The 18,241-nt window shown below is 31.3% G+C and carries 16 protein-coding genes; 11 read left to right on the forward strand and 5 right to left on the reverse strand.

Translation table 11 applies throughout. The features are described 5' to 3' along the window. The first annotated feature begins 422 nt into the window (after positions 1-422). The gene (locus WAF17_RS14070) at positions 423-920 is read left to right on the forward strand and encodes a GNAT family N-acetyltransferase (RefSeq protein ID WP_338760693.1); all 498 of its coding nucleotides are present in this window, start codon (positions 423-425) and stop codon (positions 918-920) included. A gap of 772 nt (positions 921-1,692) precedes the next feature. Here WAF17_RS14070 and WAF17_RS14075 read toward each other — a convergent pair. Together WAF17_RS14075 and WAF17_RS14080 are read right to left on the reverse strand one after the other, a co-directional pair. Continuing rightward, positions 1,693-2,718, reverse strand: a complete 1,026-nt coding sequence (locus WAF17_RS14075) for a carboxypeptidase-like regulatory domain-containing protein (protein WP_338760695.1) — start codon at positions 2,716-2,718, stop codon at positions 1,693-1,695. A gap of 73 nt (positions 2,719-2,791) precedes the next feature. Next, positions 2,792-3,559, reverse strand: coding sequence for a CDP-alcohol phosphatidyltransferase family protein (locus tag WAF17_RS14080; RefSeq protein WP_338760697.1), 768 nt, complete (start codon positions 3,557-3,559; stop codon positions 2,792-2,794). Positions 3,560-3,751: 192 nt separating this feature from the next. On the opposite strand from WAF17_RS14080, the gene WAF17_RS14085 reads away from it, so the two are divergent. The 5 genes from WAF17_RS14085 (at position 3,752) to WAF17_RS14105 (ending at position 9,239) form a co-directional block, all read left to right on the forward strand. Beyond that, positions 3,752-5,212 carry an OmpA family protein gene (locus WAF17_RS14085; RefSeq protein ID WP_338760699.1) on the forward strand — a complete coding sequence of 487 codons (1,461 nt, stop codon included), beginning with the start codon at positions 3,752-3,754 and terminating at the stop codon, positions 5,210-5,212. A gap of 67 nt (positions 5,213-5,279) precedes the next feature. Then, complete coding sequence (locus WAF17_RS14090) at positions 5,280-5,627, forward strand: GRAM domain-containing protein (RefSeq protein WP_338760702.1); 348 nt, start codon at positions 5,280-5,282, stop codon at positions 5,625-5,627. Positions 5,628-5,671: 44 nt separating this feature from the next. Further along, the gene (locus WAF17_RS14095) at positions 5,672-6,625 is read left to right on the forward strand and encodes a DUF2279 domain-containing protein (protein WP_338760705.1); all 954 of its coding nucleotides are present in this window, start codon (positions 5,672-5,674) and stop codon (positions 6,623-6,625) included. A gap of 93 nt (positions 6,626-6,718) precedes the next feature. After that, positions 6,719-7,612 carry a hypothetical protein gene (locus WAF17_RS14100; RefSeq protein ID WP_338760708.1) on the forward strand — a complete coding sequence of 298 codons (894 nt, stop codon included), beginning with the start codon at positions 6,719-6,721 and terminating at the stop codon, positions 7,610-7,612. Positions 7,613-7,760: 148 nt separating this feature from the next. Beyond that, entirely contained in the window at positions 7,761-9,239 is a 1,479-nt protein-coding gene (locus WAF17_RS14105; protein WP_338760711.1) for a nicotinate phosphoribosyltransferase, read from the forward strand. Between the two features lie 137 nt (positions 9,240-9,376). On the opposite strand, the gene WAF17_RS14110 is transcribed toward WAF17_RS14105, so the two are convergent. Continuing rightward, a complete protein-coding gene (locus WAF17_RS14110; RefSeq protein WP_338760715.1) occupies positions 9,377-9,841 on the reverse strand; it encodes a hypothetical protein in 465 nt (154 codons plus the stop codon). 245 nt (positions 9,842-10,086) lie between these two features. Between WAF17_RS14110 and WAF17_RS14115 the strand changes: the two genes are divergently transcribed. The 5 genes from WAF17_RS14115 to WAF17_RS14135 all read left to right on the forward strand — a co-directional run bounded on the left by WAF17_RS14115 (position 10,087) and on the right by WAF17_RS14135 (position 16,020). Next, positions 10,087-11,691: a M28 family peptidase gene (locus tag WAF17_RS14115; RefSeq protein ID WP_338760718.1), complete on the forward strand. Its 1,605-nt coding sequence runs from the start codon at positions 10,087-10,089 to the stop codon at positions 11,689-11,691. Positions 11,692-11,920: 229 nt separating this feature from the next. After that, positions 11,921-12,325, forward strand: coding sequence for a hypothetical protein (locus WAF17_RS14120; RefSeq protein WP_338760721.1), 405 nt, complete (start codon positions 11,921-11,923; stop codon positions 12,323-12,325). Positions 12,326-12,373: 48 nt separating this feature from the next. Then, positions 12,374-14,959 carry a SpoIIE family protein phosphatase gene (locus WAF17_RS14125; RefSeq protein ID WP_338760724.1) on the forward strand — a complete coding sequence of 862 codons (2,586 nt, stop codon included), beginning with the start codon at positions 12,374-12,376 and terminating at the stop codon, positions 14,957-14,959. Between the two features lie 68 nt (positions 14,960-15,027). Then, positions 15,028-15,594 (forward strand): SiaB family protein kinase, encoded by a 567-nt coding sequence (locus tag WAF17_RS14130; protein WP_338760727.1) that lies wholly within the window; start codon positions 15,028-15,030, stop codon positions 15,592-15,594. A gap of 27 nt (positions 15,595-15,621) precedes the next feature. Next, entirely contained in the window at positions 15,622-16,020 is a 399-nt protein-coding gene (locus tag WAF17_RS14135) for a DUF1987 domain-containing protein (RefSeq protein ID WP_338760730.1), read from the forward strand. A gap of 88 nt (positions 16,021-16,108) precedes the next feature. Here the strand turns inward: WAF17_RS14135 and rnc are convergent, their stop codons facing one another. After that, a complete protein-coding gene (gene rnc, locus WAF17_RS14140; protein ID WP_338760733.1) occupies positions 16,109-16,855 on the reverse strand; it encodes a ribonuclease III in 747 nt (248 codons plus the stop codon). A 59-nt stretch (positions 16,856-16,914) separates the two neighbouring features. Beyond that, on the reverse strand, positions 16,915-18,174 hold the full coding sequence (fabF, locus tag WAF17_RS14145; protein WP_338760736.1) for a beta-ketoacyl-ACP synthase II: 1,260 nt from the start codon (positions 18,172-18,174) through the stop codon (positions 16,915-16,917). Positions 18,175-18,241: the final 67 nt, after the last annotated feature.

Here is an 18,241-nt window from a genome sequence, read left to right on the forward strand (position 1 = left end):
AAATGTAATAGCTTTTGCTTAGGGCTAAAGCCATTATTATCTTATGATGCTACAAAGTTAAGTAATCTTAAGTCGTTGTAAAACAGCTAGTTATGAAAGTAGGCGTTTTCTTAAAAAAATCATATTTTGAGTGTATGACTTTTTAAAGTATTATTGTGCTTTACATTGTTAAAAGGCATATTTTTTTGCTTAAAAATACAATTCTGATGTTTTTTGTACTCTAAATTAAGGTTTTTTTAAAAGGTTACACTATATTTGGGAAATGTAGGGAATTACAGAAGGTTATATTTTTTTATAAAAAGCACTAAAATATAGTTCTATTATAACGGCATGGTTAAGACTATTTTGAGGAAGTTGTAAAACTCAATATTTTATACTTATTTTTGCATAAAATGCAGTATGAAGTAGTATTATCTAAAAACATGAAAATCGTAGAAACAGAAAGGTTAATTATAGAAGAGGCAATTTTGAGTGATGCTTCTTTTTTCTTTGAGCTACTAAACAGCCCAAATTGGCTAGAATTTATAGGTGATAGAAATATCAACTCATTAGAAGATGCTACAAAGTATGTGCAAGAGTCTTTGATAGATAATTATGAAAAAAATAGCTATGGATTTTATAAAATGAGCTTAAGGGAAACTAATCAATCTATTGGAGCAGTTGGTTTTTTAAAACGTGATTATTTAGACTTTCCAGACATTGGATATGCTATTTTACCAAACTATGAAGGAAAGGGATATGTAAGTGAAGCTACACAGGCTGTTTTTGAATATGGGAAAAATAATCTAAACCTAAAAAAAATTGTAGCAATAACAACAGAAGAAAATTTGGCATCACAAAGGGTTTTATCAAAAATAGGATTGAAATTTATAGAAAAAGTAAATGTAGATGGAGAAGAATTACTCTATTTTTCAATATAAATTATTAATTTAGTGGTGTCATACAGAGGTGTGATAGAAGGTTATTTGTATTACTTTGTTAATAATTATAAAGTCTAATTTTATATGAAAGTAATATTTTTTCCAAAATGAAAATAGAACTCTTTCAAAATGGAAATAAATATTTTTTTTAAGAAAAGAGCTAAAAAATAAAAAGTTGATTTTTAGGCTAAATAAAGAGCTTTTTATTTTTTTTACTAAAAAAACGATACAAATGTTATTTTTGGTAAACAGATTGACCCATATTTAGTAACATTCTAATAGAAGATTGGAATAAAAGATTTTAGCTTCATAAAGTTTTTGATTAGTAATTTATTTCAGAATAGATTTACTAAAAATTTTAACATCAACTTTACTTTTTAGAAGCATCAGAAAAAGGAAATAGTGGTCTGACAACAGAGTGTTTGCGATAAAGAAATTTATCAACTTTTAGCAACAGTTTATTTTTTTAGTTGTTCAACTAGGTTTTCTAATAGTTAAGTAGTAAAGTAAGTAAGTGGACAGAAAAAACTCCTTTCAATCGGAAGGAGTTTTTTTATTTAGTTACATTCACTAGGAAGAATTAAAAATAGCAATTGTTGTATCTTATTGATTTTGTTAAAAGTAAAATGTCTAGTAGTATAACCAACTTTGCATCATACAAGACAAAACAAAGAAGTAGAGAGCAATCTCAATCTAGCTTTTGAAAACATAGAAAATCCAAAGAAATACCTTGTAGTTGTGAATGGACAGGTTTCTAGATTGATATAGAATATTATTTTCTAAAAAGGTTTTTGAAGCTATACCATAAGTTTCTTGGAGTGTACCATCTATAGTTGTATGCACATGCACCACCAGCAACTACAACTTCACTCAGACTCTCATCTTCTTTTAGCTTTACATCAACATTTTTTTGATTTATTTCTAAAGTTATTTCTTGTGTATCATAGCCGACAAATCTAAAAACTAATGTTGCTTTTTGTGGAGCTACTAAAGTATAATTTCCGTCAATATCGGTTTGAGTTCCTTGAGTCGTTCCTTTTATCCATATAGTTGTACCAGGTAGCGCACCATCTACTGATGAAACATTGCCTGTTACTGTTATTACGTCTTCTACAATTTGTATTCCTCCAGCTTGTCCAGATAGAGCGTTGATAAGCTCTTCATTGCTAGTTATATGTTTTTCTGAAAAATCTACTTTTAAAAAATGATTGGTAAGAGAAGTTTTGACCTTAATTTCTTTATCTGCCAAACCTTTATACTTTACTATCAAAATTATATTATCTTTATTTTGAGCAATTTCAGAAGGAATAGTAATTGAAAAGAAGCCATTTTCTAAGGAAACTGTTTTATAATCTGTTCCTTTAATAGAAATCGTAGCATTTACTAGATTCTTTTCTCCATTGATTATTTTTCCTTTAATAATATTCTTTCTTATTGTATCCGAATTATTTTTACTTTGTTCTATTTCTTCCTCTGAAAAATAAGTTCCTCCTTGCGCTTTTGCCTCATTAGAAGCTACAAAGAAAGTAAAAACAGCTACTGCCAGTTCTTTCAGAAAGAATTTTCTAATAGGAGTTGGTGCAGCAGGTTGTTTTAACTTTCTATCAACTTGACTCTTTTTGAAATAACCACACGTATTTTTTGATTTGGACTCTTTAAAATAGCCTACTATTTCTTTATCACTCATTTGTGAAAAATCAATTACCAGCTTTTGGCAAGAGCCACAAAAACGTCCTTGCTCTTGAGGTTTCATTTTACTCCAATCTTCATGACAAGGCTCTGGTATTTGTACTTTCATCGTTTTTAATTTAAAATGATTAACATTTTTTATAGAACGAAGAAATAATAAAAAATGCTGCAATGAAATACAATTATTCCTTCTCAATCAAATTGTCTTCATCCGAAACTTTCACACTAATTATATTATTAACTACGGAAAGCAAAACGTAAAGTAAAATAACTAAAGGAACACCCAAAAACTGCAAGAAAACCAGCAAAAGAACACTTGAAAGAAGGAAAATATAACGAATTTCGTTTCCTTTAAAAGCAAAAGATTTGAACTTTAAGGCAAAAAGTGGAAGTTCTGCCACCAAAAGCAAACTCATTACAATAGCCAAAACAGAAAGTAAAATAGGATGTAGAATAATAACTGAATACGTTGGGTTATTGAGTAGAATTAAAGGAATCGAAGCAATCAAAATAGCATTTGCAGGAGTCGGAACGCCAATAAAAGAATCTGACTGACGAGTATCTACATTGAATTTTGCCAAACGCAAAGCCGAAAAAACGGCAATCAGAAGTGCAACATAAGGTAGATAAGAATCCATTGCTGTCGGAATTTGTCCATCCACCAAGCCTTGTGTTACTTTTTCCAAACTTGCCGAAATCATTAGATGATACAAGATGAAAGCTGGTAAGACACCAAAAGTTACGCAGTCAGCCAAAGAGTCTAGTTCTTTTCCAATAGGTGAGCTTACTTTCAACATTCTTGCTACAAAACCATCTAAAAAATCAAAAATAGCTGCAATTCCTATACAATAAGCAGCAATATCAAGGGAGTTTTTGAAGCTAAAAATAATACCGATACAACCAAAAAATAAGTTGCAACACGTCAAAAAATTAGGAATATGCTTTTTCATTCGGATAGTTTTTTGTTTAGGGTGGTATGTGGATTGCTCGTGGAGACACAAGCAACGGAAAAGAAATTTCTGTCTATCTGTATTTTTAATTCTCTAAAAAATATTTTATAAACAAAAATAAAAAATTACTTTTGGTTATAATAAAATCTACCGTTGCTCGTGTTCCCACAAGCGACATTATCAAAAAATAAAATGATAAAAAAAATAAATATACAACTTCTGTTTTTGATTGGTTTCTTTATTTTAGAATCTAATTTACATTATAATTCTGTTTATTCACAAGTATTTTTGCCTGTTGATTTGACAGAAGACCAATCTGATGATAAATTACCTGTTCATTCTATTTTCGTAGGCGAAGATAATCATAAATGGATAGGAACAGAAAATGGAGTATATCAAATTGAAGAAGTAACCGAAGGGGCTCTTGTAAATGCAAATGAGTTTTTGCCAAAAACATCTATTCTACACATCAAAAGAGGATTAAATAACAAAATTTGGTTTGTAACCTATGCCAATGAAGTAACTATTTTAGACACCAAAACAAATCAGCAAGAAAAGCAAAGTTTTGATTTTTTAGACGGAAAGATAGTCAGCAATCTAATTTTTTCTAATAAAGGAGAAACGACTTGGATAGCCAGTAGAGGAAATGGATTATGGAAAAAGTCATTAAAAAAAGGTTCAAAGGCTATAAAAATAGAAGTCAAGAAAAACAATGAAAATATAAGTGATATTGTTTTTTTTGGAGGAAAGCTTTGGGTTACTTCTGAAACAGGACTTTATTATACAAAAAATATTTCTTTGACAGAAAAAAAACACAAATTCAAATCTGTATCTGATTTTTCGAAGGGAAGTAAAATGCTAGTTTATAAAAATCAGTTGTGGGTGTTGGGATATGATAAGAAAGACAAAGGAACACTAAAAACCACAAAAGACGGCAAAAAATGGACAACCTATGCGCTTTCAGAATCTTTTGAATATCAAGTTCCTAAGATAATGAGTTTTGATAACAGGGGTAATTTGTGGGTAGCTGCTGATAGAGTTGCAAAGTTTGACTTTTTGAGTAAAAAATGGACAGGATTTGGAGAAAAACAAGGTTTTCAAAGTAAATCTGCACTTTCTTTAGCTATTGATAAAAATGATAATATTTGGGTAGGAACAGAAGGAAGAGGACTTTTTGTGAGAGTAGCTTATCCTGAAAAATTGATAGCAAAAGAGGATGGTTTAGAACAAGAAATCGAAACTATTACTGATTTAGAAGAACTAAAAGAAGAGAAAAATCTATCAGAACTCTTAAAGACAGAAGAAACAGAAGCTATTAAAGGAAAAAAACTACGATTAAAAGTTCAGTTCAAAACTGCAAAAGCTGATATTTTACCAGAGTTTGAGAATGAACTAAATGAGCTTGTTACTTTTATGAATAAAAATACAGAAATAAGAATTTTAATAGAAGGGCATACTGCGCCTATTGGAAATGCTCAAAAAAACCAAGAATTATCCGAAAAAAGAGCTGTTGAGGTAAGAAATTATTTGATTAAAAAAGGTATAAGTCAGAACAGAATCCGAACGGTAGGCTATGGAGGTACTCGTCCAATTTCTACAAACCGAGAACAAATGAAGGAAAATAGAAGAGTAGAAGTTATCTTTGTAGATTAATTATATAACCGTCAACGAGGCATAAAACCGTCGTTGAGGTTTTTTATTGTTTTAAAAACACATAAAAATGCCTTTCCAACTCCCAAAAAACGAAATTTTACAAGGAAAATGGACTTTCCATTATCTTTCTCCTGCCAAAAATAAGTACAACGGGATTCTTTATCTAACAAAGAATAATCTTTATTTTGAAGGAAATTTTCAAATAGAAAACTTGAGTGTAAGTGCTATTGAAGGTGGGTTTGTGATTCCTTTAAAAGATATAAATGCAGTAGCTCCTTTGAAAGTAATGTTTCTTTTCAATCAATTACATATTCAGATGAAGGATAAAGAAGTTCATATTTTTGATAGAGGAGTTTTGCCTGTTGGTGGTGTGATAAAGAAGATTGAGGAAAATAAAATGCAACAAAAAACATAATCTTTTACGTCAAAAAAGAAATGCAAAAATAAACTAAAAAATCTATGAAATTTTTACTTATTGCTTTTCTGTTATGCTTTATTTCTATTAATTTATTTGCTCAAGATTCTACTAAAAATAATAATAATGGAGATTCAATCTCCTTTATTTCTGATAATTCAGAATTAAGCAAAAAGACAAAGAACAAAAGATTGTCCGTAGTCATTTTATCAAAAAGTGCTTTTTATATAGCAGGAAATTCGTATCTGCAATTTGTTTGGTACAAAGACCACAAACCAGTTCCTTTTCACTTTTATAATGACAATAAAGGTTGGTTACAACTTGATAAGGTAGGGCATTTTTACGCAGCTTATCATGAAAGTAAAGTAGGTTATAATTCTTTAAAATGGGCTGATGTTTCCGACAAAAAAGCCTTTTGGTATGGTGGGTTTTTGGGTTTGATTTTACAAACTCCTATCGAAATTTTTGATGGCTTGTATGAAGGTTATGGTTTTTCGGTAGGCGATATGATTGCAAATGCTTCTGGTTCTGGGCTTTTTATGACGCAACAGCATTTTTTTAAGGAGCAGATTATTTTGCCCAAATTTTCATACTCTCCTTCCCCTTATGCCAAATATCGTCCTTGGGTATTGGGAGAAAGCCACACAAATCGTTTTTTTCAAGATTACAACGGTCATACCTATTGGTTTTCTACAAATTTAAAACGGATTTTCAAAAATAAAAATATTCCTTCTTGGCTAAATATTGCCTTTGGATATAGTGGAAATGGAATGCTTGCCGAATTTGAAAATCCAGAATTTTCTAGAGGAATAGAAATGCCAAAACTAGAAAGACACAGACAATTTTTGCTTTCACTAGATGTAGATATGACAAAAATAAAAACGAAAAGTAAATTTTTGAAAGGACTTTTAGGAACAATTAATTTGCTCAAAATTCCTGCTCCTGCTTTAGAATACAATAAAGAAAAAGGATTTGTAGTGCATGGGATTTATTTTTAGGGAATATATTGTAATTTGAACTAAAAATATAATAAAGTATGTTTGAATAGCAAAGAATAATTAAAAAATATTTACTAAACGAGATGTAAAATTATGAAAGACAATATTAGATATTCCTGCTGGTTAATTGACAACATAAAGTTTTCTGGGAAAGAATTTACAAAAACTATTAATTTTAATGGAGAAAAGATTGAACTGCTAATAACCAAGTATGAAAACTTAAAGGATATAGAAGAACCATTTCATGATTGGATTCATAATAAAATAGTTAATCATAGTATGAGAAATTTATCAAATAATCCTCTCCCCATAAATTCAATATTTGTTTTAACTAAAAATGGATATACAAACCATAATTCACAAGACTTCTCTTACTTATTTAGGTTGTGTTTAAAACTTGTCTATTATCAACCAACTTTGATTTCAAAGGTTTCCGAGTTTATTCCTGATGCAGCCATAATAATGCCCACTTGGGAAAATGTTAGAAACATGCGTACTATTTCAAAAAATGAAATCACTTCAGATACTTTCAATAAAGTTTTGAGTTATTTTGATACTTTGAGCAAACTAGATAGAAACTGTTATAGTGTTTTTGAAGAAATTTATAAAAAAACAGAAATAAATGAGGTTTTGATTGAATTATTAGCTCTATACTCTTTTATTGAAGGTTTTTGGCATAATCAGAGAGGAAAGTCTAATATTGACAAAAGTATAAGAGCAATGTTGCAAGATTATATACCACAGAAAGAGGAAAAATTTAAAAGAGAGGTAATAATAAGAAAAATAAAATCTCAAAATGAATTATTTAATCAATCTAGCATCGATAAAATGCGAAATATATTAGCTCATGGAATGTATAAATCTCAAGAAGATAGTTGGAGTAATAAGCAATGGAAAGCTATTTTCGAACAAAGAAATCTAATAATTGAATTAGTGATTGACTCTTTGGTAAATAGATTGAAATGTGAAAATCAACTTTCTAGTTAAAGTAGAATGCAAATATGTAAGTTTTTCTGTTGATTGTAATTAACACAAAAACTTTCAGTAAGTGTTTTTCGTACACTAAGATAATTTTATTATATTGCTTCTTTTAAAGTAGCAGACAGTTTCCAAACTACCTATTAAACCCTTTTTTATGAAAATCACTAGAAATTTATACAGTAGCAACCTCACTCTACTAACTGATTTGTACCAACTTACAATGGCATATGGCTATTGGAAAGCTGGAATGACGGAAAGAGAAGCCGTTTTTAATTTATTTTTCCGTCGCAATCCATTCAAGGGAGGTTATGCTATTGCGTGTGGACTTAGCTATGTTATTGATTTTTTGGAAAACTTCAATATTTCTGATGAAGATGTAGCCTATCTTTCTACCTTAAAAGGAAATGACGACAAAGCACTTTTTGACCCAAAATTTTTAGAATACCTTCAAAATCTTGAATTTACGTGTGATGTAGATGCAGTAGAAGAAGGTTCGGTAGTTTTTCCACAAGAGCCACTTATTCGCATTAAAGGTTCACTTATTCAATGTCAAATTTTGGAAACGCTGCTTTTAAATATGGTAAATTTTCAATCTCTTATCGCTACTAAATCTTCACGTATTTGTTTGGCAGCTAGAGGAGAGGATGTTTTGGAGTTTGGTCTTCGAAGAGCGCAAGGAATTGATGGTGGTTTGGCTGCTAGTCGTGCTGCATATATTGGAGGTTGTGTTGCTACTTCGAATGTTTTGGCAGGAAAACTTTTTGATATTCCTGTAAAGGGAACACACGCTCATAGTTGGGTAATGTCCTTCGAATCTGAAATTGATGCTTTCGAAACCTATGCCGAAGCTCTTCCAAATAATTGCATTTTTTTAGTGGATACGTATGATACAATTGAAGGTGTAAAACACGCTATTAAATCGGGAAATAAACTAAAAGAAAAAGGCTATAAATTTGCAGGAATACGCCTAGATTCTGGAGACCTTTCTTATTTGAGTATCAAAGCTAGAGAATTGTTAGATGAGGCAGGTTTTACAGAAACGTCTATTGTAGCAAGTAATGATTTAGACGAACATATTATTGATAGTTTGAAGCAGCAAGATGCCAAAATTAATGTTTGGGGAGTAGGTACAAAAATGGTAACTGCCTATGACCAACCAGCATTGGGAGGAGTTTATAAATTATCTGCACTTAGAAATAAAGAAAATACAGCTTGGGATTATAAAGTGAAGTTATCCGAACAAGCCATCAAGATTTCTACTCCTGGAATTCAGCAAGTTCGTCGTTTTTATGCAAATGGGGAATGTATTGGAGATGCTATTTTTGATGAAGAAAATAAGCCGACAAATGATAATTGGACGATTATTGACCCAATGGATATGACTCGTCGTAAGAAAATGACAAGCGTAGAAGGAGAATACAAAGACCTTTTAAAGCCTATTTTTAAAGATGGAAAATGTGTTTATGAGAAGCCAGACCTTCAAACCATTCAAGCAAAAGTAAAAGATGAATTAAAGACATTACATAGAAGTATCAAACGTTTTACAAATCCACACTCTTATCCTGTTGGCTTAGAAAAAGGATTATACGACTTGAAAACTGACCTTATCTTGAAGTTGAGAGAAGTAGAATGAATGCAATGAGGAGTAGTAGGAATTGGGACATGAGAGTTAGGAATTAGGAAATGAGTTAATGCGAATTAAATTATTTTTTCACTTTTAATTCTCGTTCACTTTCCAATTCCCATGTCCTAGTTCCCAATTACTAATTATTATTTAAAAAAGTAATTCTTCAATTCTCTTGCTGAATCTATATCAAATTGGGTAGTAATATAGGAAAGTATTGCTGCCCATAAGATAGCACTCCAAAACATGTGAAAAAAGATGCGTTTCTTGTCTTCTCCAAATGAGACAGCAATAAGAGTTCCTGCAATGGGAGAAAAAAGTATAGGTGTCAGAAATGCAACTCCAATAATTCCGTATTTACGCCATATTTTTACTATCCTACGACTATTTTTTGAAAATATTTTTCGTTTTTTGCGAAAATTACTATAAAACCATTTTCGTATTGCTATTCCAAAGAAAGTAAAAATAACTACGCTTGTCATCATTCCCAAAACAGTAATGAGTACAGTTTCCAAGTACGAAAAACCACGCACAGCACCACCCACACAGCCAAAAATAAATTTGAACATGCTCATCGCAAAAACCACCAAATAATCTATAAAGCGTTGCATAATGAATAGTACAGAATTAAAAATCAAAACCAAAAATTCTAGTAGGCTTTTCCTCTAAGTTCTACAAAAAAAATGATTTCTTCGGCTATTATTAGGTAAAGGATTGATATTTTACGCTCTATATCCCTTTTTTGAAATAATGGACAAAATGAGTTTGTAATAATTGATTAAATTGCGCTACTGATTTTTCAGAATAATTTAATCAAAACTCATTTCTAAACTTTATTAATTCTAAATTTATATTTATGTTTAAAACTACTACACACAAAATTGCACTTTCAGTTTTGTTTATTATCTTTTCTTCTTCTGTTCTTCAAGCCCAACAAAAGGCTCAACAGCAAGATAGTTTGCTGACCAGTTATCTAAAATATATAGATGAAGCAGACATGAAAAAACACCTTTCTGTTTTGGCTTCTGATGAATACGAAGGAAGAGAAACAGGCGAAAAAGGACAAAAAATGGCTGCCGAATACATAGCAAATCGCTTTAAAGAACTTGGACTTACTGCACCAGTAAATGGTTCTTACTTTCAAAAATTCGAACTCAATAAGACCTCATTAGCAGAGTTTAGAATCGAAACACTGACAGGTGAAATCGAATTATCACAAAATGAAATCATTGTAGTAAATCCTCTTCAAGGAGATAGAAACGATGAAGAACACGATATTATCTTTGCAGGTTATGGATTAGAAGAAGAAGGTGGTAATGGATATTCTTCTTATAAATCTATTGATGTGAAAAATAAGATTGCTGTAATTATGATAGGAACGCCAAAAGGTAAAGAGAGCCTAATTCCTAATAAAGAAGCTAGAAAATCTGTTTATTTACAAATGGGTTTTAAGAGCAAACTAGCAAAAGAAAAAGGTGCAAAAGGAATTATTTTTGTTTCTAAAAAGTCAGATTTTAAAGATTTTGACTATAACTACGGACACTATTTCAAAGATCCAAAATGGAGTGTTCCTTCTTCAGAAAGTAAAGAAAAAGAGGATAAGTCAGAGTTTTTAATGGCACTTTCTACAACTGATAAATTACCAAACCTTTTAGGTTATACAGACAAAAAATGGAAGAAGGTATTCAAAAAGTGGAATAAAAAAGGCAAAGGAGTTCAAGAAGCACAAGCAAAAATTTCTTCTGAAACCAAAATTGAAAAAGTAGATACTGAAAACGTATTGGGCTTTTTGGAAGGAACAGATAAAAAAGAAGAACTTATCGTAATTACGGCACACTACGACCACATCGGAATTATTGATGGCAAAATCTATAATGGAGCAGATGATGACGGTTCTGGAACAACAGCAGTTTTAGAACTAGCTGAGGCTTTTGCACTTGCCAAAAAGCAAGGAAATCCTTCAAGAAGAAGTATCTTATTTATGCTAGTTACTGGTGAAGAAAAAGGACTTTTAGGTTCTAGTTATTATTCTGAAAACCCTGTTTTTCCTCTCAAAAATACAGTTTCAAATCTTAATATTGATATGATTGGAAGAATGGATAAAGACCACAAAGATGACCCAAATTATGTCTATATAATCGGTTCGACAATGCTTTCAACAGAATTACATAATCTTAGTGAAGCAAGTGCCAAAATGTATGCACCAAATGTAAAATTAGATTATACTTACAACGACAAAGATGATCCAAATCGTTATTATTACCGTTCAGACCACTATAATTTTGCAAAACATGATATTCCTGTTATTTTTTATTTTAATGGAGTTCATGCAGATTACCACCAACATACCGACGAAGTAGATAAAATTCACTTTGGCAAAATGCAAGAAATTACTCGTTTGGTCTTTGCGACTGCTTGGAATTTAGTAAATAGGGAAGAGCGAATTAAAAACGATAATTAATTGACTTTTAATAGTTTAGCTGTAAAATAAAGAAAAAGGTTTTGAAAAGGAGGTTTTCAAAACCTTTTTCTTTATCGAATTTTTCTGTGTTTTTATAGAGAGTTGTTTTATAGTAGTAGATTTTTTTTTATATTGAAATTGAAAAAAAGATAGTAATACTTTTACATACTAAAATTACTCTTTTTCAAAGACAAAATAACTTAAGCACTTACCATTATTATTACTTTTTATGAACGTATATCAAAGCGATTATCTGCAAATAGATTCTTCTGATGAGCAAAAATTATTAGAACTAACATGGCTACCAACAACAGCAGACATGACTTCTGAAGAATATAAAAACGAGCATGTAGAACTTCTCAAGTTCATGTTAGAGCAAAAAACTGAAAAAGTGTTAGGTAATATAAAAGAGTTGGGTTTTGTAGTAAGTCCAGAAGTACAAGAGTGGATGAACATCAATATATTTGCTCCAGCTATGGAAGTAGGTTTTGATAAATTGGCTGTCGTGATGAGTTCAGAGTTTTTAGCACAACTTTCTATCGAACAAGCAATGGAAGAAGAGGTTGGACAACAAATCACAACGAAGTACTTTGATAATGTCAAAGAGGCAAAAGAATGGATATTAAATATCTAAAATTATAAAATATCCACTTGTGTTATACTACTACTATACTTTATTTTTATGAATCAAAATATAACAGGAAACGAATTACAGCTATATAAATCTTTTTATAAAACTTATCCAGATGCAATTCTTGTTTTACAAGAAGGAGTTATCCTTATGTGTAATGAATTAGCTCAAGTGCTATTTCAAGTAAACGATAAAAAAGAAATTCTAAATAAGAGTATAGTAGGTTTTTTGTCAAATCACTCTCAAAAAGAATTTCAAAGCACTGAAATAACTCATCATTTGGATAAATGTCTATTAGAGGGTAAAGACGTATTTGATTTAGTTTTCCAAAATATAAAAGGAGAATATATAGATTTAAAAGTGTTTTTATCTAAAATTAAAATAGATGGAAAAAACTTGATACAGGTTGTATTACGTGATGATACAGAAGAAAAACAACAGCTAAAGTCTATTATAGGAGCATTAGATAAGAGTGCAATTATTTCCATTGCAGACAAAGAAGGGAAAATTACGAAGGTAAATGAAGAGTTTTGTCGTATCTCCAAATACAATGAAAAAGAACTTTTAGGCAAAGACCATAGAATAGTAAATTCGGGTTATCACCCTAAAGAGTTTTGGCAAGAGATGTGGCAAACTATTGCAAGAAGAAAAACATGGCGTAAGGAAGTGAAAAATAAAGCGAAAGATGGTTCTTTTTATTGGGTAGATACTGTTATTAATCCTATGTTGAATAGTGAAGGTAAAATTATTAGTTATTTATCTATTCGTTATTTAATTACAGATAGAAAAGAGCAAGAATTACAAATTCAAATAAATCAAGAACAATTACAAACTACCGAAGAAGAACTTCGCCAAAACTTAGAAGAGTTAGAAGCACAGCGAGATTATATTCAAGAGATTAATAAGGAAATTAAAGAAAAAAGTGAAATTTCAGAAAGAAATAGTCAAGCTCTGCTAAAACTAAATAAAAGCAAAGATATTCATAAAGGTAACCTAGATATAGCCTTCGAGGAAATAACTACATCAGTTGCCAAAAACCTAAATATAGAGCGTGTAGGTATTTGGAAATATGATACTACTAATGAAGCCAAAATTATTGCTCAGAAACAATATGAAACCACTAAAGATGCAGCTACCTTTTCTAAAGGTGTAGAAATAATGCAGAAAGATGTTCCTACTTACTTTGCTGATTTAGTTGCTGAAAAAGATATTGTTGCTGACTTTTCTCAAAATCATCCTGCATTAGTTGAGTTTGTGGATACTTATCTTATTCCTCTTAAAATAAATTCTATGCTAGATGTTCCTTATTTTGTAGATGGAGAATTTGCAGGTGTTATTTGTTGTGAGACACAGGGGAAATATAAGAACTGGACAGATGAAGATATTGCATTTGTCAAAGGAATAGGAGACATTATCACTATTACCATCAAACAGCAGCAGCAATTAAAAGAACAATATCGTGTAAAAAAACAAAATGAAAAATTAGCTGCCAATGAAGAAGTGCTAAAAAAGACTTTCCATAAAATGAAGGAGCAAGAGCTTCAGTTGAAAGAAAGTGTTAATTCTTTACAAACTCAAGAAGAAGAGTTACGCCAAAATATGGAAGAGTTAGAGACTATACAAGAAGCCATGGAGCAAAAACAGTTGCAGATAGAAGCATCAAAAACAGCTTTAGAAAAACAAAATGAAAAACTTGCCTCTAATGAGGCTGTACTCAAAAAAGCTTTTCAAAAAATGAAAACGCAAGACATAAAGTTAAGAGAAAGTTATGATGCCTTGCAAACACAAGAGGAAGAACTTCGTCAAAACATGGAAGAGCTACAAACCACACAAGAAGCAGTAGAATATCAAAAAAATATTTTAGAAGTTAGTAATAGACAAATCACAAAAAGTATTAGTTATGCTGAAACAATACAAAAAGCAATATTGCCTTCAGAAACATTAATCCAAGAAGTTCTGCCTGAGAGTTTTGTTATTTATAAGCCAAAAGACATCGTTTCGGGAGATTTTTATTGGGTTTCTAAACATGAAAACAAAACACTTGTTGGTGTAATTGATTGTACAGGACATGGCGTTCCAGGGGCATTTATGAGTTTAGTTGCTTCTAATATTTTGAGTGAGATTATTAATCAAAGAGGAATTTTACAACCGAATATTATACTTCAAGATTTACATAAAGGAGTAGTCAAGAAGCTCAATCAAAAAGAAGGTGCAAATAATGATGGAATGGATTTAACACTTTGTCTATTAGAGGAAACATCAGATAACCAAACTCAACTAACCTTTGGTGGTGTCAAACAGAATTTATACATCATTAGAAGTAAAGAACTCATCGAACTCAAGGGCAATAGACGTTCCGTTGGTGGAGGTAGGAGAGGTGATGACAATAGAAGTTATAATCAAGAAAGTGTTATACTCAAAAAAAATGATACTGTCTTTTTAGCTACCGACGGATACGCAGATCAAGCTAACAAGGAAAGAAAGAGCTTTTCAAAGAAAAGGTTTAGAGAGCTCATGATAGAAGTAGGAAGTTTATCAGCAAAGGAACAAAGAAACATTCTCGAAAAACGTCTAGCTCAACATCAGCAAACAACAGAACAGCGAGATGATATTACTGTATTGGGCTTTAAAATTTAAAACTAAATACTTACTAAGCAACCTGTTTTATTAATAATCTATTTTTTTATATAATAAGTGCATCCACTATGATCGATTATCATACACGTTTAGATTCTCAAAGTGCCGTACTCTACTACAAAGGACCTTTTGATAAAGATATTTTAGCAAATATAAGCTTACAGCTACGTCTTAGGTTTACTGAAAATCCACGTATGAGTGCAAAACTTTTTTCTGTTTTTATTGAGTTGGCACAAAATATTTCTTATTACTCTGCTGAGTCTAACTTCTTTTATGATCAAGACACAAAAAAAGACATTAAAAACTTACAACAAGAGAAAAAAAATAATGGTGTAGGGACAGTCGTTATTCATAATAATGAAACCGAAGTCATTTTGAGTGCTGGTAACCTTGTTCCGACAGCAAAAGTAAAAGAGATTATTACTAAGTGTGAAGAGATAAACAGACTTAGTACGGAGCAGTTGAGGGCTTTAAAAAAAGAGGTCAGAAGTTTAGAACGCAACAAAGCACACAAAGGTGGTAATATTGGGCTTATACAAGTAGCACTCAAATCAGAGCACCCTTTACAAGTAGAGTCAAAGAAAATAGACGAGGAGAATTCATACTTTATAATCTCTTCAACTATTGAAAAATAAAATATTTCACAATTTAAAATATAAACTATGTTCACAGAAAATGGTAAAAATTTAGTAGTAGAGAGTAAAAAAGATGCTTACTTTGTGCCTCATATTAATTTTAATGCCGATACAGAGCACTGTCTCATTGAAGGAGAGTCTTATTTAGAAGATGCTTTTGAGTTTTATGATAATATGATGAATTGGTTTAAAGAGTATTTTAAAACTCATCAAAAAGTCGTTTTAGATTGTAAACTTTCTTATTTTAATACAAGTTCTTCAAGAGCTTTATTAGATTTGTTTCGTTTGCTTAAAGAATTTCAAGATGAGGGAAAAGAAATAACGATTAATTGGTATTATCCTAAGGAAGACCATGATGATATGAGAATAGAAGGAGAGGATTTTATGGATGAAAGTGATATGCACTTGAATATTATTAGCTACTAGGACATTGTATTAAAAATGAAAAAGGCTTCAGAAATACTATTTTTAAAGCCTTTTTTGCTAAAAGAAATTATTATATAAAACAAAAATGCTACTCAATATCTAATTCTTCACAAGCTCTTCTTGCTGCATCTTGTTGAGCATTTTTCTTAGTATAACCATTTCCTGTTGAGATGGGGTTTTCATCTAATAAAACTTGTGCTACAAACTGACGAGTATTATTTTCAGATTTATCTTTCGAAATAGAAAACTGTACATTTCTATTTTCTTTCTGCGCCCATTCTATAAGTTTTGATTTGTAGTTTTTGTCAGTTTCTATAATGGTTTGTAAGTCCAGATGAGTAAGCAAAATTCTTCTTACAATAAATTTTTGACAAAAATGAAATCCTTTATCTAAATAAACAGCTCCAATAAATGCTTCAATGGCATCTCCATAAAGAGATTTATGAGAATAAGCATTTTTTCGTTTGTTATCTACTTCAATAATTTGGTCTAGTCCCATTTTCTTGGCAAGGTCGCCCAAAGAAGCTCTACTAACAATTCTAGAACGAATATCTGTTAAGAAACCTTCATTTTTATAAGGATAGCGTTTGAACAAAAAATGTGCTACAATACTTCCCAAAACAGCATCTCCCAAATACTCTAAACGCTCATTACTTTCCTTAAAACCGTCTTTATTTTCTTTTGCAACTGAAGTGTGTTGCATCGCAAGTTTGTATATAGAAAGATTGGTAGGCGATGTTCCGATAATACGTGTGATTGCATTATAGAGCCTTTTATCTGATTCATTAAGAGAAAATTTGCTAACTTTTGTAGCTATTTTACCAATCCAACTCATAGTTTAATATTATAAACCTATAAGGTTTCGAAAATCCTTATAGACTTGCTATACCTTTTTTAATCATTCGTATAACGACGCATTACGATTGAAGCATTGTGTCCACCAAAACCAAACGTATTACTCAAAACGACATCAATTTTTCTTTTTTCTGCTTTATTGAGTGTAAGATTCAATTTTTGGTCAATGGCTTCATCAGGTGTTTCGAAGTTAATTGTAGGAGGAACAACTTGTCTTTCTAGTGCCATTACACACGCCAAAGCTTCTATTGCACCTGCTGCACCTAATAAGTGTCCTGTCATAGATTTGGTTGAGCTAATATTTAATTTATAAGCATGTTCTCCAAAAATAGTCGTAATTGCTTTTAGTTCTTGTGGGTCGCCTAGAGGTGTAGAAGTTCCGTGTACATTTACATAATCTACATCTTCTGGACTAATCTCTGCATCTTTGAGAGCATTTTTCATAACGTTGGCAGCTCCCAAACCTTCTGGGTGTGGTGCTGTCATGTGGTGTGCATCTGCCGACATTCCACCACCTATTATTTCTCCGTATATTTTTGCTCCTCGTGCTTTTGCGTGTTCTAATTCTTCTAAAACAAGAGAAATTCCACCTTCTCCCATCACAAAACCATCACGATTTTTGTCAAAAGGTCTTGAAGCTGTTTGTGGAGAATCATTTCTTTCAGAAAGGGCTTTCATAGCATTAAAACCACCTACTCCAGATTCGATAACTGCTGCCTCACTTCCTCCCGAAACAATTACGTCTGCTTGTCCCAAACGAATATAATTGAATGAATCAATAATCGCATTGGTAGAAGAAGCACACGCTGAAACGGTTACAAAATTAGGCCCTCGTAAACCGTATTTGATAGAAATATGTCCTGAAACAATATCTACAATCATTTTAGGGATAAAGAAAGGATTAAAGCGAGGAATGCCTGTTCCTTTATTAAAATCTGTTACTTCTTTTTGGAACGTATGTATTCCACCGATTCCAGACCCCCAAATTACACCTGCACGGTCTGCATCTACATTTTTCCCTACTTCTAATCCAGAGTCGTCCATGGCTTGAGAAGCTGCACCCATTCCATATTGAGCAAACAAATCAAGCCTTCTTGATTCTTTTTTGTCCATGTATTTTGTAATATCAAAGTCTTTGACCTCACAAGCAAATTTTGTTTTGAAATTAGTAGTGTCGAAATGAGTAATCATATCGCAACCACTTTTTCCTGCTTCTAGTGCGTCCCAAAACGTTTTGACATCGTTTCCTAATGGTGTAATAGCTCCTAGTCCTGTAATTACGACTCGTTTAAGTTGCATAAAGATTATAGTTTGGGTAGAATGTGTGTATGTAAATTTAGAAGTTATATTTTATAGAAATCAGAAA

Origin of the sequence: Bernardetia sp. ABR2-2B (genome assembly GCF_037126435.1) — a bacterium.
Taxonomy (GTDB): domain Bacteria; phylum Bacteroidota; class Bacteroidia; order Cytophagales; family Bernardetiaceae; genus Bernardetia.

What these genes read in the sequence shown, in the direction of transcription:
- WAF17_RS14075 (WP_338760695.1), bottom strand. Translation starts at nt 2,718, where the DNA reads ATGAAAGTACAAATACCAGAGCCTTGTCATGAAGATTGGAGTAAAATG.
- WAF17_RS14095 (WP_338760705.1), top strand. Translation starts at nt 5,672, where the DNA reads ATGAAATTTTTACTTATTGCTTTTCTGTTATGCTTTATTTCTATTAAT.
- WAF17_RS14070 (WP_338760693.1), top strand. Translation starts at nt 423, where the DNA reads ATGAAAATCGTAGAAACAGAAAGGTTAATTATAGAAGAGGCAATTTTG.
- rnc (WP_338760733.1), bottom strand. Translation starts at nt 16,855, where the DNA reads ATGAGTTGGATTGGTAAAATAGCTACAAAAGTTAGCAAATTTTCTCTT.
- WAF17_RS14115 (WP_338760718.1), top strand. Translation starts at nt 10,087, where the DNA reads ATGTTTAAAACTACTACACACAAAATTGCACTTTCAGTTTTGTTTATT.
- WAF17_RS14135 (WP_338760730.1), top strand. Translation starts at nt 15,622, where the DNA reads ATGTTCACAGAAAATGGTAAAAATTTAGTAGTAGAGAGTAAAAAAGAT.
- WAF17_RS14110 (WP_338760715.1), bottom strand. Translation starts at nt 9,841, where the DNA reads ATGCAACGCTTTATAGATTATTTGGTGGTTTTTGCGATGAGCATGTTC.
- WAF17_RS14085 (WP_338760699.1), top strand. Translation starts at nt 3,752, where the DNA reads ATGATAAAAAAAATAAATATACAACTTCTGTTTTTGATTGGTTTCTTT.
- WAF17_RS14090 (WP_338760702.1), top strand. Translation starts at nt 5,280, where the DNA reads ATGCCTTTCCAACTCCCAAAAAACGAAATTTTACAAGGAAAATGGACT.
- WAF17_RS14105 (WP_338760711.1), top strand. Translation starts at nt 7,761, where the DNA reads ATGAAAATCACTAGAAATTTATACAGTAGCAACCTCACTCTACTAACT.
- WAF17_RS14125 (WP_338760724.1), top strand. Translation starts at nt 12,374, where the DNA reads ATGAATCAAAATATAACAGGAAACGAATTACAGCTATATAAATCTTTT.
- WAF17_RS14080 (WP_338760697.1), bottom strand. Translation starts at nt 3,559, where the DNA reads ATGAAAAAGCATATTCCTAATTTTTTGACGTGTTGCAACTTATTTTTT.
- WAF17_RS14100 (WP_338760708.1), top strand. Translation starts at nt 6,719, where the DNA reads ATGAAAGACAATATTAGATATTCCTGCTGGTTAATTGACAACATAAAG.
- WAF17_RS14130 (WP_338760727.1), top strand. Translation starts at nt 15,028, where the DNA reads ATGATCGATTATCATACACGTTTAGATTCTCAAAGTGCCGTACTCTAC.
- WAF17_RS14120 (WP_338760721.1), top strand. Translation starts at nt 11,921, where the DNA reads ATGAACGTATATCAAAGCGATTATCTGCAAATAGATTCTTCTGATGAG.
- fabF (WP_338760736.1), bottom strand. Translation starts at nt 18,174, where the DNA reads ATGCAACTTAAACGAGTCGTAATTACAGGACTAGGAGCTATTACACCA.